Below are 22,994 nucleotides of genomic sequence, written 5' to 3'. Positions count from 1 at the left end.
TCGCCTGCTCCCGTCACTCCGTCCCTCCGTTGCTCCGCTCCTCCGCCGGCTTCCGGTCGCTCCCGGGCGCCAGGGCGGCGTCGCCTCCCTCGATCTCCGGAGGCAGCGGCAGCCGGACGCGGAACGTCGTGCCCTGACCTGGCTCGCTCTCGACAAGGATCTCTCCGCCGTGCGCCCACACGATCAGCCTGCAGACGTAGAGCCCGACGCCGAGCCCGCTGTGCGCCTCCGGGGTCCACCGGAACGGCTCGAAGAGCCTGTCCCGCTGCTCCGGTGTGATGCCGACGCCGCGATCGCGCACGGAGATCACCGCGAAGCCGGCCTGCCGGACGACCGACAGCGTGATCGGCTGTCCAGCGCCGTGCCGCGACGCGTTCGACAGCAGGTTCGTGATGACCTGCTCGACGCGCGCGTCGTCCCAGTTGCCAAACACGGATCGGTCGAGCTGGAGCTCCAGGGAACACCCGTCGGCCTCGAGCTGCTCTGTCACCTGCCGGGCGGTCCTGCGCACGATCTCGTTGAGCTCCGTCCTCTCCAGGTTCAGCGCCGGCGGGCCTGTCGCGAAGCTCGCGACGACGAACATGTTGTTGATGACCTGCGTGATCCGGGCGAGCTCCCGCGACGATACCTTCAAGAAGCGGCTGATGTCCTTCGAGCCCAGCGTCACCATGAGGGGCTGCGATCGCGATCGCAGCATGTGCTCGTACAGGAGCCGCAGGCTCGTCAGCGGCGTGCGCAGCTCGTGCGAGGCGAACCGCAGGAACTCCTCGCGGACGCGGATGGCGTCTTTCAGCTCCGTCTCCGCGCACTCCAGGCGGCGGACACGATCCTCGAGCTCCCTGCGCAGCTCCTGCTCGCGCTGCACGCCGGTGGCCAGATCCTTCGCGCGCCGCTGCAGGAGGATCGTCAGGACGAGCGTGGCGAGCAGCATCACGCCGCAGGCGGTGAGGACCACACGGCGCGTCACGACATACACGCCATACGCGCTGGATTTGTCGATCTCGGTCGCCAGGCCGAGGTCGAGCTCCTGATCCCACAGCCACGAGCCGACGACCTCGACGCCGCGATAATCGCGGTATCCCTCGACGTCGACCCCGGCGATCCCCGCGACGGCGCTGGTCGCCATGCGCGTGAGCGGCTGCTCCATGCGAGGCAAGGGGCGCGCGGAGCCGTCCGGCACCTCGCCCCCGGGATCGCGGATCTCCACGTTGAGGCTCGTGCGCTCGCCGGCCGCCAGGAGGCCCATGTCGCGGAGGTTCTGGGCGAATCTGAGCTCCGTGACGACGCGGCCGTGCCTGTCGAACGCGTAGGTCTCCCCTGCCGCGCCGACCTGTCCGCGATGGGCGATCTGCGTCAGCTCCTTCCCGGGATCGATGCGGAAGGCGAGCGCCGCGATGATCTCCCCATCTCCGGTGACGGAGCGCACCGGCGCCGCGACGACGAGGACGGGGGTGACCCTGCCGAGGACGGGAGACCGCATGGCGAAAGGAGTACCCATGACGGTCGAGCCGCGCAGGGCCGCGGCGATGGTGTCCGGGTCGTGGGCGCTCAGCGTCTTGGTGGCGAGGAGCTCATCGCGATCCGAGGCGACGTGGGTGCCATCCAGCGCGATGACGTCGAAGCCGAGGCACTGTTCCCGCTCGACGACGTTCTCCAGCTCCAGCCGCAGCTCCTGGAGGTACGGGCTGTCGCGGAGCGAGCCCTCGCTGCGGCGCAGCTCGACCTGGGCGGCGACCGCGCGCTGTATCCTCGGCTCGTTCGCCCAGAACCCCGCGGCGCCCTTCGCCTGCCGCGCCCACGTCAAGAGCCCTTCGCGGGTCGTCGAGAGCACCGCCTGCAGGGTCGCCGCGATGTTCCTGCGATGGACGTCCTGGATCTCGTGGAGGCTCAGGAGCAAGACGACGCCGATCGGCAGCAGCGCCGCCAGGGGCATCCAGTCGAGCCATTCTTTCCTTGGCCGTTCGTTTCCCATGCATGACGCAGGCGAGACGCAGGGAACGGCTCCTCACAAACCACGCCACGCACCACGTGTGAGCGCGCTTCACGCTCGCCCGCTCGGCCTGGGCCTGCCTCGATCCCCCGCGCCGCGGCTAGCCGGCGCCCCGCCTCGGTCGACCGCTATCTCTTCTTCGGAGACGACGAAGGCGGCTTCGGCGCGCCGTTCGCCTTGGCGCACACGTCGGACCCGTCGAGCCCTTCGGCGCGCATCGCCTCGCACGACCTTCGCCAGTTCTCTTTCGCCTTTTCGAGGTCCTTCGGAGCGCCCTTCCCCTCGGCGAGCAGGTCCCCGACCTCTTCGCACCAGACTGCCCTGCGGTCACACCCGGATTTGGCGAGGGCGAACGCGTCCGCGTCCTTGCCGATGCGGAGCGCGACCTTCGACGCCAACGAGCAGAGATCGGCCTCCTGGGCGCAGCCGAATTGAGCGAGGCCGAGCGCGCGGACCGGGTCCGCATGGCTTCGGGACTTGGCGAGGTGCTCGCCGAGGCGGACGCAATCGGATGGATAGCCGCCGTAGCAGGCGCGGTTCATGAGCGCGACCGCCTTCACCTCGTCTTTCTCGACCCCCTCCCCGAGCAGGTACTGCGAGGCGCTGGCGGAGCAGCCCTCGCCGTCGCCGAGCGCACACGCGCGCTCGTACGCGCGGACCGAGCCCGCCAGATCGGAGAACGGGCCGGCCGATTCAAAGGTCCAGAGGAAGTCGCCGAGCATCGTGCATGCCGCGCTCCCGCCCATGGTGCAGCCCTTTCGCGCGAGCTCGATAGCCTCCTTGTTCGCCGGGCTCTTCGAGTTGTCTCCCCCCTGCCAGCGGTAGAGCCCGTACCATCCGCAGCCGTCCGCGACGCCGCCGTCGCAGGCCTTCTTGTAGTAGGCCTCTCGCTCGCTGTTCTCGATGGTCTTTCTCGACGCGTAGTTGTAGCACGACTCGGCGCTGCCTTTATCGCACTGCTCCTTGCAATCCGGCGCATTCTCGGGCTTGCACAGGTGCGCCGCCTCGACCGCGCGCGTGCAGATCCCGCCGCTGAAGACGAAATCTCGGGGGCACGGGCTCTCCTGCGGCGTCGGCTCCCTGCCCTCCTTCCCGCGCGGCTTCTTGGCCGCGCTCGCGCCACCCAGCGGCTCGAGCTGGACGCTGAGCGGTGCTCGGCACTCCGCCGGGGGGCTCGGCGCGTCCGGGTCCGCCTTGCGACACGCCTCGAGCGAACCGTCGGTGCTCGAAGCGTTGCGCGACGAGGCGCTCGATCCCGACGCCCCGACCTTGAAGAGATCGGCGACGGCCAGGATCTTCCCGACGGAGCCCGTCTTCATCGAGAACGCTCCGACCGAAGCCGACTGGAGAAAGTGCGTCGCGCCGTCGCAGCCCCCCGTCAGCTCGGCTCGGTCGATGCGCTCGACCGTCGTCGCGCGCCTCCCGACGAACACGAGCGCGAGATCGATCGAGTTGCCCGATTTCATGTCGGCGCCGATCTTCCCGGCGCTCAGGGGGAGGTTCACGTTGAGATCGTCCTGGTTCGTCATCTGGACGACCTGCTCCTTGCGGCTGACGCCTGCATATTCGTAGTCGCCGCTCTCGAGCTTGCACGAGGGCAGGACGCGCAGGCTCTTGCAGTCGTAGGCGACGACCACGACGCCCTTCTTCATCGACGCTTCGAGATCGACGCGCGACGACGCGTCGAGATCCACGACCAGCGGCTGCGCGAACTTCGGCTCGGCGCCGCAAGGCTGCACGGTCGTGCCGAGGGCGTCGGTGCCGGTGATGTCGTTCGGTCGAACGACGTCGCCGGCAGCGCCTCCGCACGCGGCAAGGAGCGTCGATGCCAATGAGAACACGAGGCCAGGCTGGCGCATGGCCCGAAGGATTACCTGAGGGCGCATCAAAAGACAATGCGGCGTGCCTGGGACGCCCGACGCGAACAGGCACTCATCGTGTCGAGCCTCAGGCCGGAGACTCCGGCGAGAGCGCGATCGCACCGGCGGGCAGCTCGACGTCCTCTAGCGCCCGCGCGCCAGCGTCACGTCGACGACCGCGAGTCGGAGCCGCTCACCCCTCCACGATCGAAGGGCTCCCGCTGTACACCACCGCGTCGAGCAGCCGCTCCTCCCGCACCATCGCGAGCGCCGGCGCGTCCCTGCGCACCGAGATGCTGCCGCCAGGATCGGCGAACCCGCACGCCTCCGCCCCCCGCTGCGAGCCGATCTCCCAGAGCGCCTCGGCCGGCGTCGCCCCGCCCTCGCCCCGCAGCGTCACGCGCCGGCCCGTCCGCAGCCGCTCGCCCAGCTCGACGCCGCGCATGTCCTCGAACGGGTCGGTGATCACGTGGCTGTCGATCCCGACGCACAGCCGCGCGCCCGCCGCGCGCAGCGCGCCGACGTCGGGCAATCCGTCGCCGAGGTCGCGCTCGGTCGTCGGGCACAGGCACGCGAACGCCCTCGCCGCGCCGAGCAGCGCCGGCTCGTGCGGCGCGAGGTGCGTCGCGTGCACCGCCACGAAGCGCTCGCCGAGGACCCCGCGCTCGGCCAGGAGCTCCACAGGCCGCCGGCCGGTCTCGGCGAGGCACGCCTCGATCTCGGCCGGCTGCTCGGCCACGTGCATGTGCACCATGAGCCCGCGCTCCGCGGCGTACCGCGCGATCTCGCCGAGCCACGCCGGGGGCACGGCGCGCACGCTGTGGGGCGCCACGCCGACGCGCACGTCCTCGCGGCCCGCGTAGCGCGCCCGGAGCGCCTCGACGTCCGCGAGCGCCGCGTCGAGCGAGGCGTCCGAGAACCGCCGCTGCGCCCCCTCGGGCGCCCTGCCCGCGCCGGCGCGCGCGTAGACGACCCGGAGGAGCGCGATCCGGAGGCCCTCCTCGCGCGCGGCCTCGATCACCGCGTCCGCGAGGACCGTGCGATCCGCGTAGGGCGCGCCGCCCGGCTGGTGGTGCACATAATGAAACTCGCCCACCGTGCGCACGCCCGCGGCGCGGAGCTCGCGATAGGCCACCTTCGAGATGGCATGAATGGACTCCGGCGTGAGCGACTCGGCGAGCGCGTACATGGCGCTGCGCCACGACCAGAAGTCGTCCGCCCCCGACGGCCCCGGCCGCTGCGCCTCACCGCGCATCCCGCGCTGGAAAGCATGGGAGTGGGCGCTCGCGAGCGCCGGCAGCTCGATGGCTCGCTCGGTCAGCCTCATGGCGCACGTCTATCACGTCCACCGCGTCCATCACGTTGGGACAGACGGGAAAAGGCGTGGTCAGGCCGCTCTGCCGGGGCGGCGCCGCGAGCCAGCGGGGCCCTCCGCGCTCTGTAGCAGGGAGCGCACGGCCCGCGGCGCGCCGCGTCCGGCGCGGTCTGCTCACTCTGCGCCTGGCGTCGTGAAGAGAGGGAAGCAGCCGGCGCCGAGCTTGCCGCAAGCCCCCTCGAGCAGGGCGTCGCCCTTGTCGGTTTGCTCGTAGAAAGCCATGGTGAGCGCGCTGCACTCGGGGAACACCTCGCGCGCATACGCTCGCATCTCGGCGGCGCAGGCGTCGATCTCCGCGATCGTGGCCGTGCACTGCGTCGGCTGGCCGCAGGGCTTTGCGTCGACCTCCATGAGGGCCTGCTCCAGAAGCTGCTCTGCCTGGCTCGGGTCGGCCATGCACCCCTGGACCAGCTCGGAGCATTTCGCCTGCAGCTCGGCGTCGCTGGTCCCGGCGTCGTCCCCGTACGCCGCGCCGAGCACGCCCTGCATGAGGCAGACGGACTCGACGGTCACCTGCTCGGCGCTGCAGCGGCGATACCCCTTGCACGCCTGCTCGACCTCCGCGGGCGAGAGCTCGCTGACGAGCGCCGACGTGTCGAGTCCGGAGCAGGACGCGGTCCCGGAGCCGCCGCCCCCCGCCGAACCCGTCGAGTCGCCGGGCTTCGCCCCGTCGTCGTCGCCCCCGCAGCCCAGCCCCGAGAGGCCGCAAGCCAGGCACACCCCCACAACCCCAGCCCAGAACGTCGTTCGCATTCCTCTGCACTCCCGATGAAAGGTCAAGAATCGAGCCCTGCCGCGGCGGCAGAACCACGTTTCCTTACGCCGGGCGGGTGAGGTTCCTCCCTCGGGAGGCCGTCACGATGCTGCTCGCCGCGCGCCGCGAAGCCGGGTCGTCAACGTGGTCGTGGTCGTCTGGATTTTCCTCGGGCCTTCGCCGCCCGAGCGCGCCTCAGCGCTTCGGCTCGACCTCGAGCTCCGGCAATCCCGCGAGCTTCACCTCGACCTCCGCGGCGGGCGGCGCTTCACGGGCCTCCTCGCGGCGGGGCGCCATGACCCTCAGGGCGCGCGGGAGGCACTCCACCACGAGCGGCGTCGTCCCGGCCTCCTCGCCGTCGATGAGCACGTTCTGGGGCGGATCGGTCGTGATGCAGACCCGCCGGGCGGCGAGGAAACCGACGTTGTCGCGCTCGGCCGGCTCGCCGTCGATCGCGGTCCTCAGGAGGTGCAGCCCGGTCGCGACCGCCTCCACCAGCGTCGTGGCCGACACGATGGTGAGGTCGAGCCGCCCGTCGTCGGGGGAAAGGACAGGCGGCCCCTGCGCCAGCACCGTGCGCGGAGGCGCCATGTTCGCGACGGTCACCGCGACCGCACGGCAGTGGATCCGCTGGTCCTCGGTCTCGATCTCGACAACGAACGGCTCGAGGCTCATCAGCTTCTTCAGCCCGGTGCGGATGTACGCGAGCACCCCCCAGCGCTGCTTCTCGTCCTGCGGGGTCTCGCCGACCGTGTCGGCGTGCAGCCCGACCGCCGACAGCAGGATCATGGTCTTCCCGTTGGCGCGGGCGGCGTCGATGCGCGTCGGCTCGCCGTGGACGAGCACGTCGATCGCCCCCTCCAGGTCGGCCGGGATCCCCAGGGAGTGCGCGATCGAGTTCGCCGTTCCCAGCGGCAGGACCCCCAGGCACGCATCGGTCCCGAGGAGCGCCGACGCCACGCTGGAGATCGTCCCGTCGCCCCCCGCCGCGATCACCAGGGAGGCCCCTTCGCGGCGCGCCGCGTCGGCGCAGGCGGCGGCAGAGCGCTCCGCGCTCGTCTCGTGGACGCTCAGCGCAAACTCGCGCTGGAGCCGGGCAGGCAGCGACTCGACCGAATCGCCCGCGTGGCCGGCAGCAGGGTTCACGATCAGCGCCGCTCTCCGCTCGGTCATGGCGGCATCGTAGAACGCCGAACCGGTTGAAACCCCAAGAAAAATCGGCAGGGTGGCCGCAAGCGGCCCCGCGCGAGCGGCCATCGTTGCACCCGTACGGCTGTGCCTGCGTGCGCCACCCGCGCGACAGCGGCGCCCCGCCGCGCAGCCCGGAGACGCCGCTCGTCGCACGATGGCACGGCAGTTGTACCGCGATGTTGTTCATGAGACTTCATCGAATCGGTCGACCGGCTTGTCTTGCGCTCGCGCTCCTCGGCGCGGGGACGCTCGCCGCCTGCGGAGAGGACTCGGGCACGGGTGGCAACGGCGCCACGAGCAGCGGAGGCGCCACCGGCGGCGAAGGCGGCGCGGGCGGCGAAGGCGGGGGAGACGGCGGGAGCGCCGGAGGCGGCGCGTCATGGCCCGTCGACACCTACCCGATCGACATCACTCCATCGGAGGACTGGAAGAACCAGATCAGCTTCCCCTTCGAGCCCTTCACCGCCTGGCCCCCGGCCTTCCAGACGCCGGGCTGGGTGAAGTTCACCGTGCTGATGCACGACCCCACCAAGGTCTATTACCAGGACAGCAACAAGTTCGCGTTCCACGGCGAGTTCGCCACGGCGCGGCTCGACCCGTTCTTCGAGATGTCGCGGGACGAGTTCGACCAGGTCTCGCTGCACGAGGAGGGACAGAAGGCCATCCTCGGCGCCGTGATCTTCCCGCCGACCCCGGAGAGCGTGCCGGAGTACGGCATCCAGCTCGTCCGCCAGGACGCTTACGATCCCGAGGTGGCGCGCGTCGTCCTGGAGCTCGTGAAGGACAGCGTCATCGCGCCCGGGGGGACGCGGCCCTTCTATTTCCCGACGTACGAGCAAGCGGCGTCGGCCGCGGAGAACAGCGCGTTCTTCGAGGCGAGCGGGTTCCCGGTGAGCTCGGTCGAGCGGTGGCTGGACGGCGACGCGTGTTATGCGACGGGCTGGGCCGTGGGCCGGCTCCGCTATGTCCCGCCGGACGCGATCGACGCCGCCTACGCGAGCGGCGAGCTCCGGGCCGAGGACATCCTGCTCACCGACTCCATCCCTGCGGAGGTGCCTTATGTGGCGGGAATCGTCTCGCTGTCGCCCGCGACGCCGAACGCGCACACCGCCCTCCTCGCGACCTCGTTCGGCATCCCGTTCGTCTACCTCGGCGATCCGGCCGCCGCGGACGCGGCAAAGGCGCTCGACGGCGAGGAGGTCGCGCTGCGGGCCTCGCTCCAGTACGGGTCCATCTGCCGCGCCGTGCTCTTCGAGGCCGCAGGGATCGCGCCGGCGGACAGGGAGCAGCTGCTCGCGCTGAAGCAGCCCGGCGAGCTCGGGATCCGGCCCAAGGAGCCCCTCGGCGCCTACGCCGGGTCCACCGAGGATCTCGGCCCCGCGGATATCGTCCATTTCGGGGGCAAGGCCGCGAACTATGGCCTGCTGCGGGACGCCATCCCGGAGAACTCCGATGTCGCTGTCGCGCTGTCGTTCGATCTCTGGGACGATTTCCTCGATCAGGTCATGCCCGGCGGCCGCACGCTGCGCGCCGAGATCGCGGAGCGCCTCGCGGCCCATAGCTACCCGCCCGACATGCTGGCGCTCAAGGCCGATCTCGCGGCCATCCGCGCGCGGATCACCGGGGAGACCGCCTTCTCGGCGGGTCAGCGGCAGGCGATCGAGGCGGCGCTCGAGGGCTTCACGCCCACGAAGAAGATCCGGTTCCGGAGCTCGACCAACGTGGAGGACAGCGCCGTCTTCACGGGCGCGGGCCTCTACGACAGCTACAGCGGCTGCCTGGCCGACGATCGGGACGCCGACCAGGAGGGGCCGAGCCTGTGCGACCCCGGCGAGGCCGGCGAGCGCGGCGTGTTCCGCGCGATCCGCAAGGTGTACGCGAGCTTCTACAACGACAACGCCTTCCTCGCCCGGCTCCTCCATGGCGTGGACGAGGCCGAGGTCGGGATGGGCGTCCTCGTCCATCACTCCTATCCTGACGAGGACGAGATGGCGAACGGCGTCGCGACGCTCGAGCGGCGCGAGCTGGTCAATGACCAGATCAAGATCGTCACGCAGCTCGGGGCGACGTCCGTCACCAACCCGGAAGGCGGAGCGCAGCCGGAGGTCGTGACAGCGAGCCTCTTCGACCAGGAGACCTCGGTTTACCTGCTGTCCGGCTCGACGCTCGTCCCGCTCGGCGGCCACGTGATGCAATGGGAGGACGATTACCTCGCGCTCGCCGGGCTGCTCGGCCGCGTCGAGGCGCGGTTCAGCGAGCTGAACCCCGGCAGGAAGTCGTTCCTGCTCGATTACGAGTTCAAGAAGATGAAGCCCGGAGATCTCGTCGTGAAGCAGGTGCGCGAGGTCGCGCTCCCGGACACGACGCCGAGCCTCACGCCGTTCCTGCTCGACGAGCCCCGGGAGGTCTGCACCTTCCAGGGCGAGTTCGGCAATGTGTTCGCGAACCACCGGCTCAAGGTGCGCGCGAGGCTCTCGGCGAAGAGCGGGTTCCTCACGCCGGCGGCGCTCGCCAGCACGCTCTTCAGCGAGGACACGGGGCTCGACTACCTCTCCGGTGGATCGGTGAAGACGCTCTCGGGCAGCCCCGCGGCGTGGCCGGCCGCGTCCCACGTGTATGCCAGCGAGACGGCCACGGACTCCTTCGTGGACGGCGCCGGGGCCTCGGAGATCACCTATGCGCTCGCCGCCTCTCCCGTGCCCGAGCTCTTGCCGCCGTCGCTGGGCCCGTTGGTCGCGCTGCGCGACGTCGGGATGATGCTGAGCGCCGCCTACGCCACGCCCGTGCCGGCGCTCGAGTGGGACGGGACGCCGCTCGCTGTGTCCTCGGAGGTGGTGCAGCTCGACGCTTGTCCCGCGGACGGCCCCCCGGTGGCGGGCGCGCTGCTCCAGGAGCGCTCGCTCTCATGGACGTCCGGCGTCACCGTGGAGACCGCGTTTTACTGGCCGCCGGCCCCCACGGGCCCCACGGCGGGGTACACGGCGCCGCTCCACAAGTGGGTGGGGACGCGCATCGAGGGGCTGACGAGCGCTCCGATCGTGCTCAAGGGCTACTACGCGCAGACGTACCGCCCGGAGCACCACAATTTCTCGGAGGACTTCATCTTCGAGCCCCGCCTCGAGCCCGGCCTGGATCCCGCGATCCTCGCCGAGCTGGAGGAGAAGGGCATCCGGCTGATCCACGTCCGGGCGCCGGACGGCGGCGAGCAAGGCCCGAAGCTCTGGACCCTCGATCCAGCGGGCGTGTTCCACCAGGTCGACTGAGCGTCCCCCGAGAGGCCTGCGGAGCCCCGGCGAGCCCCGCCGTCGCCTGAGGCTCCGCCGGGCTCGTGACCTCTCCTCGAAGCGCACCACCGGGCTCGACCGCCGCTCCAGTCGACCACGCCGACCGCGCCGACCGCGCGACGTGGACCATGGCCGGCGCGCGCGCGCGGAGTTGACGCGCGGAGGCCGCGGGTGGACCAGAGGCGCCGGCTGTTCCTGCTGACGAGGAGAAGATCATGAGCCTTTACGACAGCTCGTTCCCCCAGATGACTCGCATGCTCGGCCAGGTGCTGGTCTGGCTCGACAAGGCGGAGGCCTACGCACAGCAGAAGAAGTTCGATCCGGAGGTGCTCCTCACGGCGCGCCTCGCGCCCGATCAGTGGAACCTCAGGCGTCAGATCCAGAACGTCATCGCCTGGCCCCTGAGGCTGAGCGCGCTGCTCACCGGCGCGGAGCTGCCGCAGCTCGAGACGGGCGACGAGACGGTCGCGGAGCTGCGCGCGCGCATCGGCAAGGCGATCGAGCAGCTGAACGCGGTGAAGCCGGAGCAGCTGAAGGGCGCGGAAGACCGCACGATTCCGCTCTTCTTCCTGCCGGGCAAGGGCATGAAGGCCCCGGATTTCGTGTTCGGGTTCGCGCTCCCCAACTTCTACTTCCACGCCACCACGGCGTACTCGATCCTGCGGCACAACGGGCTCGACGTCGGCAAGTCCGACTTCATCGGGGCGCTCGACCTCCGCGACCTGTGACCGCGGCCGCCCTCCCCCGCGGGAGGCGGCGGGGGGCCGTCAGTCGTCCTCGCGCTCGTCCCCGAAGAGCACGCCGACCTGAAGCTCGAGCGCATCGAACGGCTCGGCCCTGATGCGCTCGCCCCGCTCCGCGCGGAGCGCCACGAGGTACCCCTCCGGGGTCCACCGGTGCACGGTCAGCGTCTCCTCCCGGGGATCGACGATCCAGTAATGGGGGAGCTCACAGCGCTGGTAGACGCGCATCTTCTTGACCGTGTCGTTCCGCGCGTTGCTCGGGGAGAGCACCTCGCAGACCCAGTCGGGCCGGATCCGGACAGGGCACCCGCTGGGCCGCTCCGGCGCGCGCTCGCGACGCCAGCCGACCACGTCAGGCCGGTACACCTGGTCCGGCATGAACTCGACCTCGATCTCCGTGGCGAACCACCATCCTCCGGGCCAGCGGCCCCCGGGGCGCCGCTGGAAGGGAATCTTCACGTGCGCGACGATGGCGGACTGCGCGTCGCCGTGCTCGAACGAAGGGGCGGCCTTCTGCACGAGCTCGCCGTCGAGGATCTCGTGAAAGCGCTGCTCCTCGGGGATGGCCAGGAGATCCGCCACGGTGGCTGGGTGTGGCTTCTGTGCGGCGGTCGGCACGCGTCGAGCATAGCGCCGCTGACGATAGTGTCGCGACACTGTCGACATGGGACCGCGGTGCGCTCTCCCGCCGCGCCGGCGGAGGGCCTTGGCCCCGCGTGGCGCCCCCGCAGCGCGCGCTCCCCTGCCGGTCGGCGAGCGCAACGAGCGTCTCCCGCGCGACCAGCGACGAGGACGCCGGGTTCTGCCCGGTGACGAGCCGGCCATCTCGGAGGGCAAACGGCTTCCACACCGGCCCTCGCTCGTAGCGCGCGCCAGGGAGCGCAGCCGCGACTCCAGGGCGAACGGGACAACGGCCGCGAGGCCCACGGCCTGCTCCTCCTCGTTCGAGAAGGCGCTCACACGCCGCCCCTTCACGAGCGGCTCGCCGCTCGCGAGCCGGACGTTCACAAGCGCGCCGAGGCCGTGGCACACGGCGGCGACCACCTTGCCCTGATCGAACGCGCAGCCGAGGAGCCTCGCCGTGGCGGCGTCTTCGGCGAGGTCCCACATCACGCCGTGGCAACCGACGACGAAGTACGCGTCGTGGTCACCGGCGATCCCGTCGATGCGGAGCGTGGACGAGAGCTTCGCCTTCGCCCGCTCGTCCTCGAGGAACGCCCGCACGGCGTCGGACGGATCCTCGGCGCTCTTCGGGTCGGCCGGCGGCTTGCCCCCGCGCGGCCGCCCGGAGCTCGCGGAGCACAGGTTCGTGGTCTTCGACGCGGATCTCGCGATGCACGCCGCGTGGTGGCGGGCCTTGTTCCGCAAGAAGGCCCCGCTGCCGCCGAAGATCGCCTGCCGCATCACGAGCCTCGACGAGATGCTGGCGCTCGTGATCGCGGGCGTCGGGATCGCGATCCTGACCAACTACTTCATCGCCGAGGCGATCGCGGCGAAGCAGGTCGTCGTGCTGGGGCCGAGGCCGGGCAAGGGGCGCCGGGGCGTCCGGAACACGATCCACCTCGCCTGGCGCAAGGGCGCGGCGCAGAGCGCGCGCTTCCGGGCCATGCAGGCGGCGCTGCTGGAGGCGGGCTGAGCGCCGCGCGGGTTCGCCCGCCCAGTTTCACCGGGCACGCTGGGCCTGGAAGCTTGCGCTTCGCGGCCAGAGCTCGCACGCGCGACCGGACCGCGGGCGCGCGCGAACGATTGGGCGGAACGCCGGGCCGCGCGGCGGCTACACTCGACGTGGAGAGCCCATGCTGACCTCGATCACGCTCGAGAACTTCAAGAGCTTCCGGAAAGCGACGATTCCGCTGGGCCCGTTCACCTTGCTCGTCGGGACGAACGCGTCTGGCAAGAGCAACCTTCGCGACGCATTCCGCTTCCTGCATGGCATCGGTCGCGGCTACTCGCTGGCGGAGATCCTGAGCGAGAAGTACGGCGAGGGCGGCGAGCTTCAGTGGAAGGGACTTCGAGGTGGCACGAAGGAGGTCGCCTTCGGAGGAGGACCGGAGTTCTCAATCGGAGCAGAGTTTATACCGGTCGATTCGCCGACAACCTCGCGAATGAATTACCGAATTACCGTCGCAACAGGGAGCCTGAGCGCTGCTCCCAGGACCATACGCGAATCACTGTACTGGGACAGGGAGATATGCTTCGACTCACATCCCCCTGACTACACACTCCAACACGAAAATAAAGAGCAACTCATCGTACGTCTGAAGCGATCCAGCGAATCTGTTTCATCTGATTTACCGGCGATCACGCAGGTCCAGAGATCCGGTTACCTTCGGAGGGGAATCAACCGCACATTAAAAACGCTTCGCTCGATGCGCTTCCTGGACCTCTCACCGGACGCCGCGCGGCTGCCCTCGCTGCCAGGCCGCCAGGTGCTCGGCGATCGCGGCGAGAACCTCTCGTCCGTGCTGCTGACGATCTCCCAGGATCCCAAAAGGCGAGGCACGCTCCTCGAGTGGATCCGTGCCCTCACGCCACTCGACGTCGTGGATCTCGAATTTCCCCAGGATTTCACGGGACGCGTCCTCGTCCACCTCGTGGAGCAGGGTGGACGCAAGATCTCGGCCTACAGCGCATCGGATGGCACTTTGCGCTTCCTCGCGCTTCTCGCCGCGCTGCTCGATACCGACACCACTCCCTTTTATTTCTTCGAGGAGATCGAGAACGGCATCCACCCGACGCGCCTTCACCTGCTCGTGCAGCTCATCGAGCAGCAGTGTCGCACCAGGGGTGTCCAGGTCCTCGCGACGACCCACTCGCCACAGCTCCTCGGATTCCTCAGCCCTGAGTTCCGAGAGAGCGCGCTCCTCATCTACCGGCTCCGCGGTGCCGACGAGTCCAGCGTGCGCAAGGTGGTCGACCTTCCTGACCTGAACCGGGTCCTCGAGACGCAGGACCTCGCTCGCCTTCACGCCTCGGGGTGGCTGGAAGACATGGTGGAGCTCATGGCAGACGACGCGGGCGAGGCCGCCCAGTGAGCTATCGCGTGCTCGTCATCCCCGAGGACTTTCGGAAGGATCAGTACGTCCTCGAGCCCATCGTCGCGAAGATGTTCGAGGCCATCGGCCGCAAGGCCAAGGTGCTCGTGTGCCGCGATCCGCTCCTCGGCGGCGTCGACCAGGCGCTCCCGTGGGAGCGCCTCCAGGAGATACTTCTGCGCTACCAGGCGATGATCGAGTGCTTCCTGCTCCTCGTCGATCGTGACGGCAAACCGGGGCGGCGCGAGGCCCTCGATAGACTGGAGTCGCTGGCCAGCACCGCACTTCCACAGGGAAAACGATTCCTGGCCGAGAACGCCTGGCAAGAGGTCGAGGTGTGGCTCCTCGCCGGACACGATCTGCCCTCCGAGTGGGCGTGGAAGGCAGTACGCGCCCACGAAAACCCGAAGGAACATTACTATCAACCCCTCGCCAAGAAACGCGGCGTCCTCCAGGAGCCGGCGGAGGGGCGCGGGCTCCTGGCCCGCGAAGCAGCCTCGCGGTACAGCCGCATTCGCTCCCTGTGCCCGGAGGTCGCGGACCTTGAGCGACGCCTCGGCGCGTAGCGCCGCGTACAGGCTCACCCGCCCCAGTCGACCTTCGGCCTCCCCGGCGGCGTGACGTTCGGCATCTCGTGGAAGAGCCCCCGCGCGAGGTCGGGAAGCGGCGCGCACGCCTGCTCTCCCAGGTTGGTCAGCTCCAGCGGGTCGTCGAGAACGTTGAAGCAGTGGTACTCGCCGTCCCACTCGCGCGCCTCGATCTTCATCGGCCCCTGCATCATTCCCCAGTTGCGGAACGCGCAGCCCCACACCCACGTGCAGTTCGTGAGCGGCACCGGCGCGACCGTGCGCTCCGGCCGCGTCAACGGATGTCCGATCATCCGCCGGCGGAACGGCTCGAGCCCTGGCTCGTCCCAGAGGCCCATTAAATCGAGGAACGTCGGCGCCAGGTCGAGGTGCCACACGAACGTGTCCTTCGCGCCCTCGATGCTCGCCCGCTCCTCCGGCGCGAGCGTCCCCTCCGGCGCGTCGACCCACGTCGGGACGAGGATCTCCTCGTCCCAGAGCGAGCTCGTGTGGCCGAGCTGCCAGTGCTCCCGGAACGACTCGCCATGATCCGACGTGTACACGATGACCGTGCGCTCGCCGCTCGGCGTCCCGCGGATGTGCTCGATGAGCCGGCCAACCGCCATGTCCGACAGGTAAACGACGTTCTTGTAGTAGTTCTTGAAGTGCTCGTTCTTCTCGGGCGCCTTCGTCAGCTCGCTCGGTTGAAACGGCGAGTGGAGCGGATCACTCACGTAAGGAAAATGGACGTTCGAGTAATGGACGACCGCGAAGAACGGCTCGACGAGCTCGTCCCACTCCTCGATCACCCGATCGGTGAGCTGCCGATCATAAGCGCCGTAATCGAGGTCGGCGCCCGGATCGAGCTGGGTCGCGACAGCCCGGTGCGAGACCGGGATGTCTTGCACGTAGAGCCGAGCGTTCCCGAACATGAGGTTCTGGCTCGTCCAGTACGCGGTGTCCCACCCGGCCGCGTGGGCGTAATCCCAGAGCAGCGGCGCGGCGCCGAGCACCGCGAGGCGCTCCGTCGGAGGGACGCCGGACCAGATGTTCGAGATGGAGATCGCCGTCGTCGAGTCGTGGGCCCGCATCTGCAGGAGCGGCATGCGGCGGGGCGCTGCGGCGTTGGAGAACGGCGTCGCCTTGTCGCAGGCCGGGTCGTGCGCGACGCACGTCACGTCCGCCCGCTGGCTCTCCTGCAGGAGGAGCACCACGTTCCGCGGCCGCGCAGGCCGCGCCGAGAGCCGCGGCACGCGCTCCGGATCGCGGCGCTGCACCCGCAGATCCGGCGAGTCGTTCGTGATGCCGAGGTGCTCCTTCACCACGGCGGTGATGCCGTGGAAGTAGATCATGTCGGCCGACGACGACTGGATCACCCGGTAGCTCACCGGGATCACCGCCACGCCGGCCAGCGCGAACGGCACGACCGCGGCGGCGAGGCGCCGCCGGAGCCGCCGGGGGCGCACGAGCCGCCGGGAGAGCCGGAGCGCCCCAAGGGCGAGCCCGAGCGCGACTGCGAAGTGGGCGATCACGCGCGGGTGCCCGAGCGGGAGCGTGCCCACGATCGACCAGGGGATCGACTGCGAGTGGATCTGGGAGTCGAGCGAACAGTAGAGGTTGTAGAGGGCGTGGAAGCCCCCCTGGACGCCGCACGCGAGCGTGAAGAGCGCGACGAACAGCGCGCCCACGACGCCGCGCGCCGCGCCGCGGCGGCCCGAGGCGACGTAGAGCAAGAGGCCCCAGAACCCGAGCGACGCCGCCACGGTCGCGGCGTACCCCGCGGCGTGCGGCCGATCGAACGTGGTCATGTGGCGGGCCCGGCGCAGCACGTCGGCGACGAGGATCCAGAGCGCCGGCGAGGCCAGGAGGGCAGCGCTGATCAGGCGGCCGTGGCGGAGCGCGGCCCTCCGCGCGACACGCGGGCGGACGCGGTCACGGGCGGCGCGATCGTCCCCGTGCGCGGGCAGGCTGATGGCGGGGGACGCGGGCGGCTCGGCGAGCGCGCCGCCCTGTCGGTCGATGTCCTGGGTCATCCGGATCAGTCGTGGCGAGGCCCGACCGCGAGGTCGCGGAGGTGGGCGGGGACGTCGACGCTGCCGGCAGGACCGCCGTAGAGGGCGTCCGCGAGCCGGGGCAGGTCTCCGCAGGCGGCGGGCCCGAGGTCGCGCTGCTCGCGGGGGTCGGCGAGCACGTCGTAGCAGTGCCAGGCGGTGTCCCAGGCGCGGGATTCGAGCTTCATGTTGCCGCGCATCATCCCCCAGTTCTTGAACGCGCAGCCCCAGATCCCGGTGCAGTTCGTGAGCGCCAGCGCCGCCGGCCCCGGCGACGGCCGGAGCAGGCTGTGCCCGACCATCGCCGCCCGGTACCCCGCGAGCGCAGGCTCCTCCCAGAGGCCCATCAGGTCGAGCAGGGTCGGCGCCACGTCGGTGTGGAAGACCGGCTCATCCCGGGCCGCGCGCAGCGCGCCCTCCTCCGCGGCCGTCAGGGTGCCCGGCGGAGCGTCGACCCATCCGGGCACCCGGATCTCCTCGTCGAGGATCGAGCCCGTGTGGCCGAGCTGACCGTGCTCCCGGAACGCCTCGCCGTGATCCGACGTGAAGACGATGACCGTGCGCTCGCCGACCGGAGAGCTGCGGACGAAGCGGATGAGGTCCGCGATGGCCGCGTCCTGACGGTAGACCGCGTTCCTGTAGAAGTTGCGGTACGCCTCGTTGTCGTCCGGCGCCTTGCTCTCGAGGGCGGGCTGGAACGGCGCGTCCTCCGGGTCGACCAGGTAGGGGACGTGGGTGTTCCCGAAGTGAGCGACCGCGAGGAACGGCTCGCGCAGCGAGAGCACCTCGGACCGGACGTGCGCCGACAGCAGCCGGTCGTCGGCCCCGAGATCGATGTCGGCGAGCGGATCGAGCTCGGTCGCGCCGCACTGGTGCGAGACCGGCAAGTCCTGCACGTAGAGGCGCGAGTTGGCGAACATCATGTGGTGGCTCGTCCAGTAGGCGCTGTCGAAGCCGGCGGCGTGCGCGTAGTCGAAGACGAGCGGCGCCGTGTGGAGCGCCTCGCGGGTCGCGACCGGCTGGAGGCCGGACCAGAGCACCGCGAGCCCGATCGCCGTCGTCGAGGCGTTCGAGCGCATCTGCGTGAGCGGCAGCCGGTCGGGGACCGCCGCGTCGATGCGCGGCGTGCCGGGGCACGCGGCGGGCGCCTCGCCGGCGGCCACGGGCATGCGCGCCGAGCACGTCGCGTCGGCGCGCACGCTCTCGGTCAGGATGAAGAGGACGTTGCGCCGCGGGCCCGGCCGCGGGGTGACAGGCGGCAGCGAGGGCGGCGTGCGGAGCCCGGGGCGCACCTGCGCCGTGGTCTGGACGCCGGCGAGCTCCTTGAGCAGGCCGCCGATCGCGTGGAAGTAGATGACGTCGGGCGTGGAGGCCTGCACCGTGCGGTAGGAGCACGGCAGGACGAACGCGGCCACGACGACCGCGGGCGCGGCGAGGCGGGCGGCGCGGGCCCACGCCGTGCGGCCTGGCCGCACGATCCGCCGGCCCAGCCACACGAGCGCGATCGCGAGCAGCAGCGGCGGGAGGACCGAGCGGAAGAAGTTCTCGCCGTCGGCCCGGAGCTGGCCGAAGAGGCTGGCCGAGAGCGAGGTCCCGAAGAGCGTCGCGTCGAGGTTGAGGTACGTCGCGTACTGGCGGTGGAAGTAGAGCTGGCCGCCGAGCGACAGCGTCGCGAGCGCCACGAAGAGCAGCGCCGCGATCCACCGCGACGCGCCCCGCCGCGACGAGGCGGCGAAGAGCAGGAGCCCCCAGAGCGCGGCGCTCTCGACCATCGCGCCGAGGTAGCTCGCGATGTGCTTCCCGCCCAGGTCGAGCAGGCGATCGCCGCGGAGGAGGACGTCCGCCGCCACGATGAGGAGCAGCGGGAGCGCGAGGAACAGGCGGCCGTAGCGGCGACGGACGCGGGCGACGGCGCGCAGCCGCACGCGCGCCGCGGCGCGATCTGCGCCCAGATCGCGGGCGAAGCCGCGGGACGAGCGGCTTGCGGCGTCGGCCTCGACCGGCCGAGGATCGTTGAGCGCCTTGGAGCGGAGCACGGAGGCGCGCGAGTTTACCGAGGACGTGGCGTATCGGGAACGTTTCTGAGGCGGCCCGGTGGCATCGAGGTGACGGCGCCGGCCGGGATTGCCCGCCCGGGGGACGAGAAAACCCTTCGACCGCCGCGCGAGGCGTGCCATGGAGGCGTTCGCATGGCGGAGCAGCTCTTCCTGAACGGGATGCGCGGCGCGCAGCAGGCCTCCGGGGCCGCGGCGCCGCCGGCCGAACCCGCGTCGACCGAGGCCGCCGCGCCGCCTGAGCCGCGGCCGTCGCCGGGCGCGCCGGCGCCCGAGCCGCGGGCGTCGCCGGGCGCGCCGGCGCCCGAGCCGCCGCTCGAGACGGCGGCCAGGCTCAGCGCCGAGCTGGAGGCCGCGCTCGTGCGCGAGCTCATGGCGGCCTACCAGAGCCTGAACTACACGCATTTCCGCCGGAAGCTGCGGTCTGCGTCCATCGAGCTGTCCGACGCCGCGAGCCGGCTCGGGCGATGGGTCTCGGAGGCGCGCGCGATCGAGATCTCGCGGCCGCTCGTGCTGACGCAGCCGTGGGGCGTCGTGATCGAGGTGCTGAAGCACGAGATGGCGCACCAGTACGTGCACGAGGTGCTGGGCGTCACGGACGAGGCGGCGCACGGGCCGGCGTTCCGCGAGGTGTGCACGCGCCTCGGCATCGACGGGACGGCGGCCGGGATGCCGGCCGCGGGGCGCTCGCCGGCGGACCCGGCCGGGGTCGCGCGCGGCGACGACGCGGGCGCGTCGGAGGCGAGCGTCGACGCCCGGATCCTCGATCGCATCGCGCGGCTGCTCGCGCTCGCCGACAGCCCGAACGCGAACGAGGCGCAGGCGGCGATGAGCGCCGCCCAGCGGCTGATGCTGAAGTACAACCTCGACGTCGCGAAGGCGCGCGCCGCGCGGCAGTACGGCTTCCGCCACCTCGGCGCGCCGAGCGGGCGCGTGGGCGAGACCGAGCGGATCGTCGGCGGCATCCTCGGGAAGCACTTCTTCGTCGAGGCGATCTGGGTGCCTGTCTACGTGCCGCTCGAGGGCAAGCGGGGCAGCGTCCTCGAGATCTGCGGGACGCCGGCGAACCTGGAGATGGCGGCCTACGTGCACGCGTTCCTGCACCATACGGCCGAGCAGCTGTGGAACGCGCACAAGCGGACCCACGGGGTGAAGGGCAACAAGGACCGGCGGACCTACCAGGCCGGGGTGATGCTCGGGTTCCTCGAGAAGCTGAACACGGAGCGGAAGGTGTCCGTGGAGCAGGGGCTCGTCTGGGTGAGGGACGCCGATCTGGACGGCTACTATCGAACGCGCCACCCGCACGTGCAGCACCTGCGCCACACGGGCAACCAGCGGACGGCGGCGCACGCGCACGGGCGCGAGGCGGGGCGAAAGATCGTCCTGCACCGCCCGATGCAGGGGGCGACCGGCAACCGGGGCATGCTGCTGCCGCCGGGCAAGAAGGGCTGAGCTCACGACTCCGGATCCGGGCCGCGCGAGGAGCTCGGACGGAAGCTGGACGATGCGAGAGATGCGAGATGGCGCGGCGCCGGCGTCTCGGCCGCGGCGCGCGCTCGACGCGCTCGTTGACGGAGAAGGAGCGATTCCGGCACGATGGCACGGCGCGCGGAAAAGCCTAGGAGAAGAACGAGATGCCGCTCCTGTTCACCATTGAAGAGCGCTTCGACGCATCGCCCGAGGACGTCTTCCGGCTCGCGACCGACATCGACGCGTTCGGCGACTGGATGCCCAATTTCGTGCGGGTAGAGAGGCTCACGGGCGCCGTCGTCGGCAAGGGCGCGATGTGGCGTGAGACCCGCAAGATGTTCGGCAAGGAATCGACCGAGCTGTTCGAGGTCACTGCGGCGGAGCCAGGCAGGCGTCTGGACCTCTTCGTCGATGGGCAAAAGGGCACCACGGGGCGGGGGGCCTATCGCTTCCGGTATGTGTTCGAGCCCGAGGGCGCCGGCACGCTGCTCAAGATGGAGGGCGAGATCGCCGGGATGGGCTGGTTCATGGAGACGCTGGGGCGGCTGTTCATCGGCAGCTTCAAGAAGGCGGTGCACGGGGATCTCAAGGCCATGAAGACGCACCTGGAGCGGCGGCGGGCGAGCTAGCGCTGCGCCGCTTGGGCCCGGAGAGGGCGCTGATTCCGGCCGCCCGGCCCCCGGAGAGGGTGTCCGTGGGGCGGCGTGGGGGCCCCACCGAACTCGCCTGAGCGACGAGCCCTCTCCGGCGCGCTGCGCACGCCGGAGAGGGCTCGTCGCTCAGGCTCAGACAGCGGTCCGTCCCCCACGCCGCCCCACGGACACCCTCTCCGGGGGCCTCATGGGTGTTCATCAGGCTCGTTCGATGGCGCTCAGGGAAACCAAGGGGGCCCCGGGGCGCACCAGCGTCATCGTGGTTATTTCATCATCCCTCGACACGGGGCTGGGGGACATCCGCTGATGCAGCGAGGGTGATCCGCCACGGCGTACTTCCCGCATTGCGCTCGGGGGGACGGCAGAACAGCATCCCGGCATGGCGACGCGACGGCGACAGGACCCGGTGAGAGCGAAGTCTTCTGTTATGCTCGAGCGGCTGCCGTCTATCCTGCTGTCGCTGTTTGCGGCGTTCTTCGTCGCCATCGCGAGCTTCGTGATCTCCGCTGGCTACGCGGAACACCGAGCCGCCGAGATCGACGCGGCGGCCATGAGCTTGGCGGAGAACGCCACGCCGAGCATCATGCACCTGGCGGCCGCGCGCGCCGAGTTGAGGCATACCCAGGCGCTCCTGAGCGACCTCGTCAACGACGCCGCGCTGGGGCGCCCGCGCGACCGCCACGAGCTCGACGAGGCGCGCGACAGTCTATCCCGGAGCATCGACGTCTACCTCGGAATGCCCGTCTATCCGGGCGAGCTCAAGCAGTGGCAGACCGTCGCGCAGGCGCTCGGCAAGCTCGATCTGGACACCGATCGGGCCCTCTCGCTGGTGGCGAACGGCCATCCGGACGAGGCCAACAAGCTCGTGGACGGCGCGCTGCGAGCGGACTTCAACTCGACGAACGACGCCGTGATGGCCAGCATCGAGCTCAACGCCCGGCACGCACGCCGCCTGGCGATCGAGATCGCAGCCAACCGCGTTCACTCCCGCCGGACCGCGCTCGTGCTCAACACGGCGAGCGTGACGTTCGCGCTGCTGGCCTGCGCGGCGGCCGCCGTGCAGGTCCGGCGCCATGTGAGGCTGCTCTGGCAGCAGGGCGTGGTCCTGGAGCGTCGAGCGGATGAGCTCGAGCAGTTCGCCGGCCGGGTCGCGCACGACGTGCTCAGCCCCCTCGGCGCGGTCGCGCTCGCGCTCGACCTCGCCCTGCGGCGGTGCGGCGAGGGAGATCCGGCACGAAAGGGGCTCGAACGGGGCCGGCAGGCCATCCTGCGCGTCAAGCGCATGACCGACGGGCTGCTGGAGTTTGCTCGCGCGGGCGCCAGGCCGGAGCCAGGCGCGCGCGCCGAGGTGCACCCCATCATCGACGATCTCATGGTCGAGCTCGTTCCTGTCGCGGTGGAGCTCGGCGCGGAGCTCCGCGTCGAGCCCTTCGCCCCGTGCGCGGTGGCCGCGAGCCCCGGCGTGCTGACAAGCATCCTCGCCAACCTGACCCGCAACGCGCTCAAGTACCTCGGCGACGCGGCGGTCTGTCACGTCGTGATCCGGGTGCTCGACGCGAGAGAGGCTGTGCGGATCGAGGTGGAGGACACGGGGCCCGGCGTCGCGCCGGCCCTCGAGCACATGGTGTTCGAGCCTCACGTCCGAGCGCAAGGCGCTCGAGTGCCGGGCCTGGGCCTGGGACTCGCCACCGTCAAGCGCTTGACCGAGGCGCACGGCGGCCGCGTGGGGCTCCGCACGGTCGTGGGCGAGGGGAGCGTCTTTTGGTTCGAGCTGCCCAGAGCGAGCACCGAGTCAGCGCACGCGTTCGACGTCGGCTCGAGCACCAACGCATGACACCCGGGAGGCTGCGCCCCGGTCGCTCCGCGAGCGACATGAGGATGCGTTTGCGAACGATAGGCGCCGGGCTCGAGCTCGACACGCCGGTCCCGGACGCGCCGCGGTAGCCGCCCCATCCACACGGGCCGGCGG

The 22,994-nt window shown here is 70.8% G+C and carries 16 protein-coding genes; 8 read left to right on the top strand and 8 right to left on the bottom strand.

What is annotated here, in order from left to right; genetic code table 11:
- Nucleotides 1-13: 13 nt before the first annotated feature.
- From WMF45_RS05430 to WMF45_RS05410, 5 genes are all read right to left on the bottom strand, one after another.
- Nucleotides 14-1,972, bottom strand: a complete 1,959-nt coding sequence (locus tag WMF45_RS05430; RefSeq protein ID WP_437715892.1) for a sensor histidine kinase — start codon at nt 1,970-1,972, stop codon at nt 14-16.
- Between the two features lie 146 nt (nt 1,973-2,118).
- Nucleotides 2,119-3,849, bottom strand: a complete 1,731-nt coding sequence (locus WMF45_RS05425; protein ID WP_437715891.1) for a tetratricopeptide repeat protein — start codon at nt 3,847-3,849, stop codon at nt 2,119-2,121.
- Between the two features lie 193 nt (nt 3,850-4,042).
- The gene (locus WMF45_RS05420) at nt 4,043-5,176 is read right to left on the bottom strand and encodes a formimidoylglutamate deiminase (protein WP_437715890.1); all 1,134 of its coding nucleotides are present in this window, start codon (nt 5,174-5,176) and stop codon (nt 4,043-4,045) included.
- Nucleotides 5,177-5,338: 162 nt separating this feature from the next.
- A complete protein-coding gene (locus WMF45_RS05415) occupies nt 5,339-5,977 on the bottom strand; it encodes a hypothetical protein (RefSeq protein ID WP_437715889.1) in 639 nt (212 codons plus the stop codon).
- A 196-nt stretch (nt 5,978-6,173) separates the two neighbouring features.
- Nucleotides 6,174-7,235 carry a YegS/Rv2252/BmrU family lipid kinase gene (locus WMF45_RS05410; RefSeq protein ID WP_437715888.1) on the bottom strand — a complete coding sequence of 354 codons (1,062 nt, stop codon included), beginning with the start codon at nt 7,233-7,235 and terminating at the stop codon, nt 6,174-6,176.
- Between the two features lie 119 nt (nt 7,236-7,354).
- Here WMF45_RS05410 and WMF45_RS05405 point away from each other — a divergent pair, with 119 nt between their 5' ends.
- Nucleotides 7,355-10,432 (top strand): PEP/pyruvate-binding domain-containing protein, encoded by a 3,078-nt coding sequence (locus WMF45_RS05405; protein WP_437715887.1) that lies wholly within the window; start codon nt 7,355-7,357, stop codon nt 10,430-10,432.
- Nucleotides 10,433-10,668: 236 nt separating this feature from the next.
- Complete coding sequence (locus WMF45_RS05400; protein WP_437715886.1) at nt 10,669-11,181, top strand: DUF1993 domain-containing protein; 513 nt, start codon at nt 10,669-10,671, stop codon at nt 11,179-11,181.
- Nucleotides 11,182-11,220: 39 nt separating this feature from the next.
- On the opposite strand, the gene WMF45_RS05395 is transcribed toward WMF45_RS05400, so the two are convergent.
- A complete protein-coding gene (locus WMF45_RS05395) occupies nt 11,221-11,778 on the bottom strand; it encodes a Uma2 family endonuclease (protein ID WP_437719491.1) in 558 nt (185 codons plus the stop codon).
- Between the two features lie 583 nt (nt 11,779-12,361).
- Between WMF45_RS05395 and WMF45_RS05390 the strand changes: the two genes are divergently transcribed.
- The 3 genes from WMF45_RS05390 to WMF45_RS05380 all read left to right on the top strand — a co-directional run bounded on the left by WMF45_RS05390 (nt 12,362) and on the right by WMF45_RS05380 (nt 14,797).
- Entirely contained in the window at nt 12,362-12,832 is a 471-nt protein-coding gene (locus tag WMF45_RS05390) for a substrate-binding domain-containing protein (RefSeq protein WP_437719490.1), read from the top strand.
- A 160-nt stretch (nt 12,833-12,992) separates the two neighbouring features.
- The gene (locus WMF45_RS05385) at nt 12,993-14,231 is read left to right on the top strand and encodes an AAA family ATPase (RefSeq protein WP_437715885.1); all 1,239 of its coding nucleotides are present in this window, start codon (nt 12,993-12,995) and stop codon (nt 14,229-14,231) included.
- Nucleotides 14,228-14,797: a hypothetical protein gene (locus tag WMF45_RS05380; protein ID WP_437715884.1), complete on the top strand. Its 570-nt coding sequence runs from the start codon at nt 14,228-14,230 to the stop codon at nt 14,795-14,797. The genes WMF45_RS05385 and WMF45_RS05380 overlap by 4 nt, the downstream gene beginning before the upstream one ends.
- Before the next feature lie 14 nt (nt 14,798-14,811).
- Here the strand turns inward: WMF45_RS05380 and WMF45_RS05375 are convergent, their stop codons facing one another.
- Nucleotides 14,812-16,830 carry a sulfatase-like hydrolase/transferase gene (locus WMF45_RS05375; protein WP_437715883.1) on the bottom strand — a complete coding sequence of 673 codons (2,019 nt, stop codon included), beginning with the start codon at nt 16,828-16,830 and terminating at the stop codon, nt 14,812-14,814.
- Between the two features lie 5 nt (nt 16,831-16,835).
- Nucleotides 16,836-18,884 (bottom strand): sulfatase-like hydrolase/transferase, encoded by a 2,049-nt coding sequence (locus WMF45_RS05370; protein WP_437715882.1) that lies wholly within the window; start codon nt 18,882-18,884, stop codon nt 16,836-16,838.
- Between the two features lie 153 nt (nt 18,885-19,037).
- On the opposite strand from WMF45_RS05370, the gene WMF45_RS05365 reads away from it, so the two are divergent.
- The 3 genes from WMF45_RS05365 to WMF45_RS05355 all read left to right on the top strand — a co-directional run bounded on the left by WMF45_RS05365 (nt 19,038) and on the right by WMF45_RS05355 (nt 22,859).
- Entirely contained in the window at nt 19,038-20,354 is a 1,317-nt protein-coding gene (locus WMF45_RS05365; protein ID WP_437715881.1) for a SprT-like domain-containing protein, read from the top strand.
- Between the two features lie 182 nt (nt 20,355-20,536).
- The gene (locus WMF45_RS05360) at nt 20,537-21,001 is read left to right on the top strand and encodes an SRPBCC family protein (RefSeq protein WP_437549809.1); all 465 of its coding nucleotides are present in this window, start codon (nt 20,537-20,539) and stop codon (nt 20,999-21,001) included.
- Between the two features lie 451 nt (nt 21,002-21,452).
- Nucleotides 21,453-22,859, top strand: a complete 1,407-nt coding sequence (locus tag WMF45_RS05355) for a sensor histidine kinase (protein WP_437715880.1) — start codon at nt 21,453-21,455, stop codon at nt 22,857-22,859.
- Nucleotides 22,860-22,994 lie beyond the last annotated feature (135 nt).

Source organism: Sorangium sp. So ce448 (assembly GCF_051520915.1).
GTDB lineage: Bacteria > Myxococcota_A > Polyangia > Polyangiales > Polyangiaceae > Sorangium > Sorangium cellulosum_B.
This window is presented reverse-complemented; position numbering and strand designations above follow the sequence as displayed.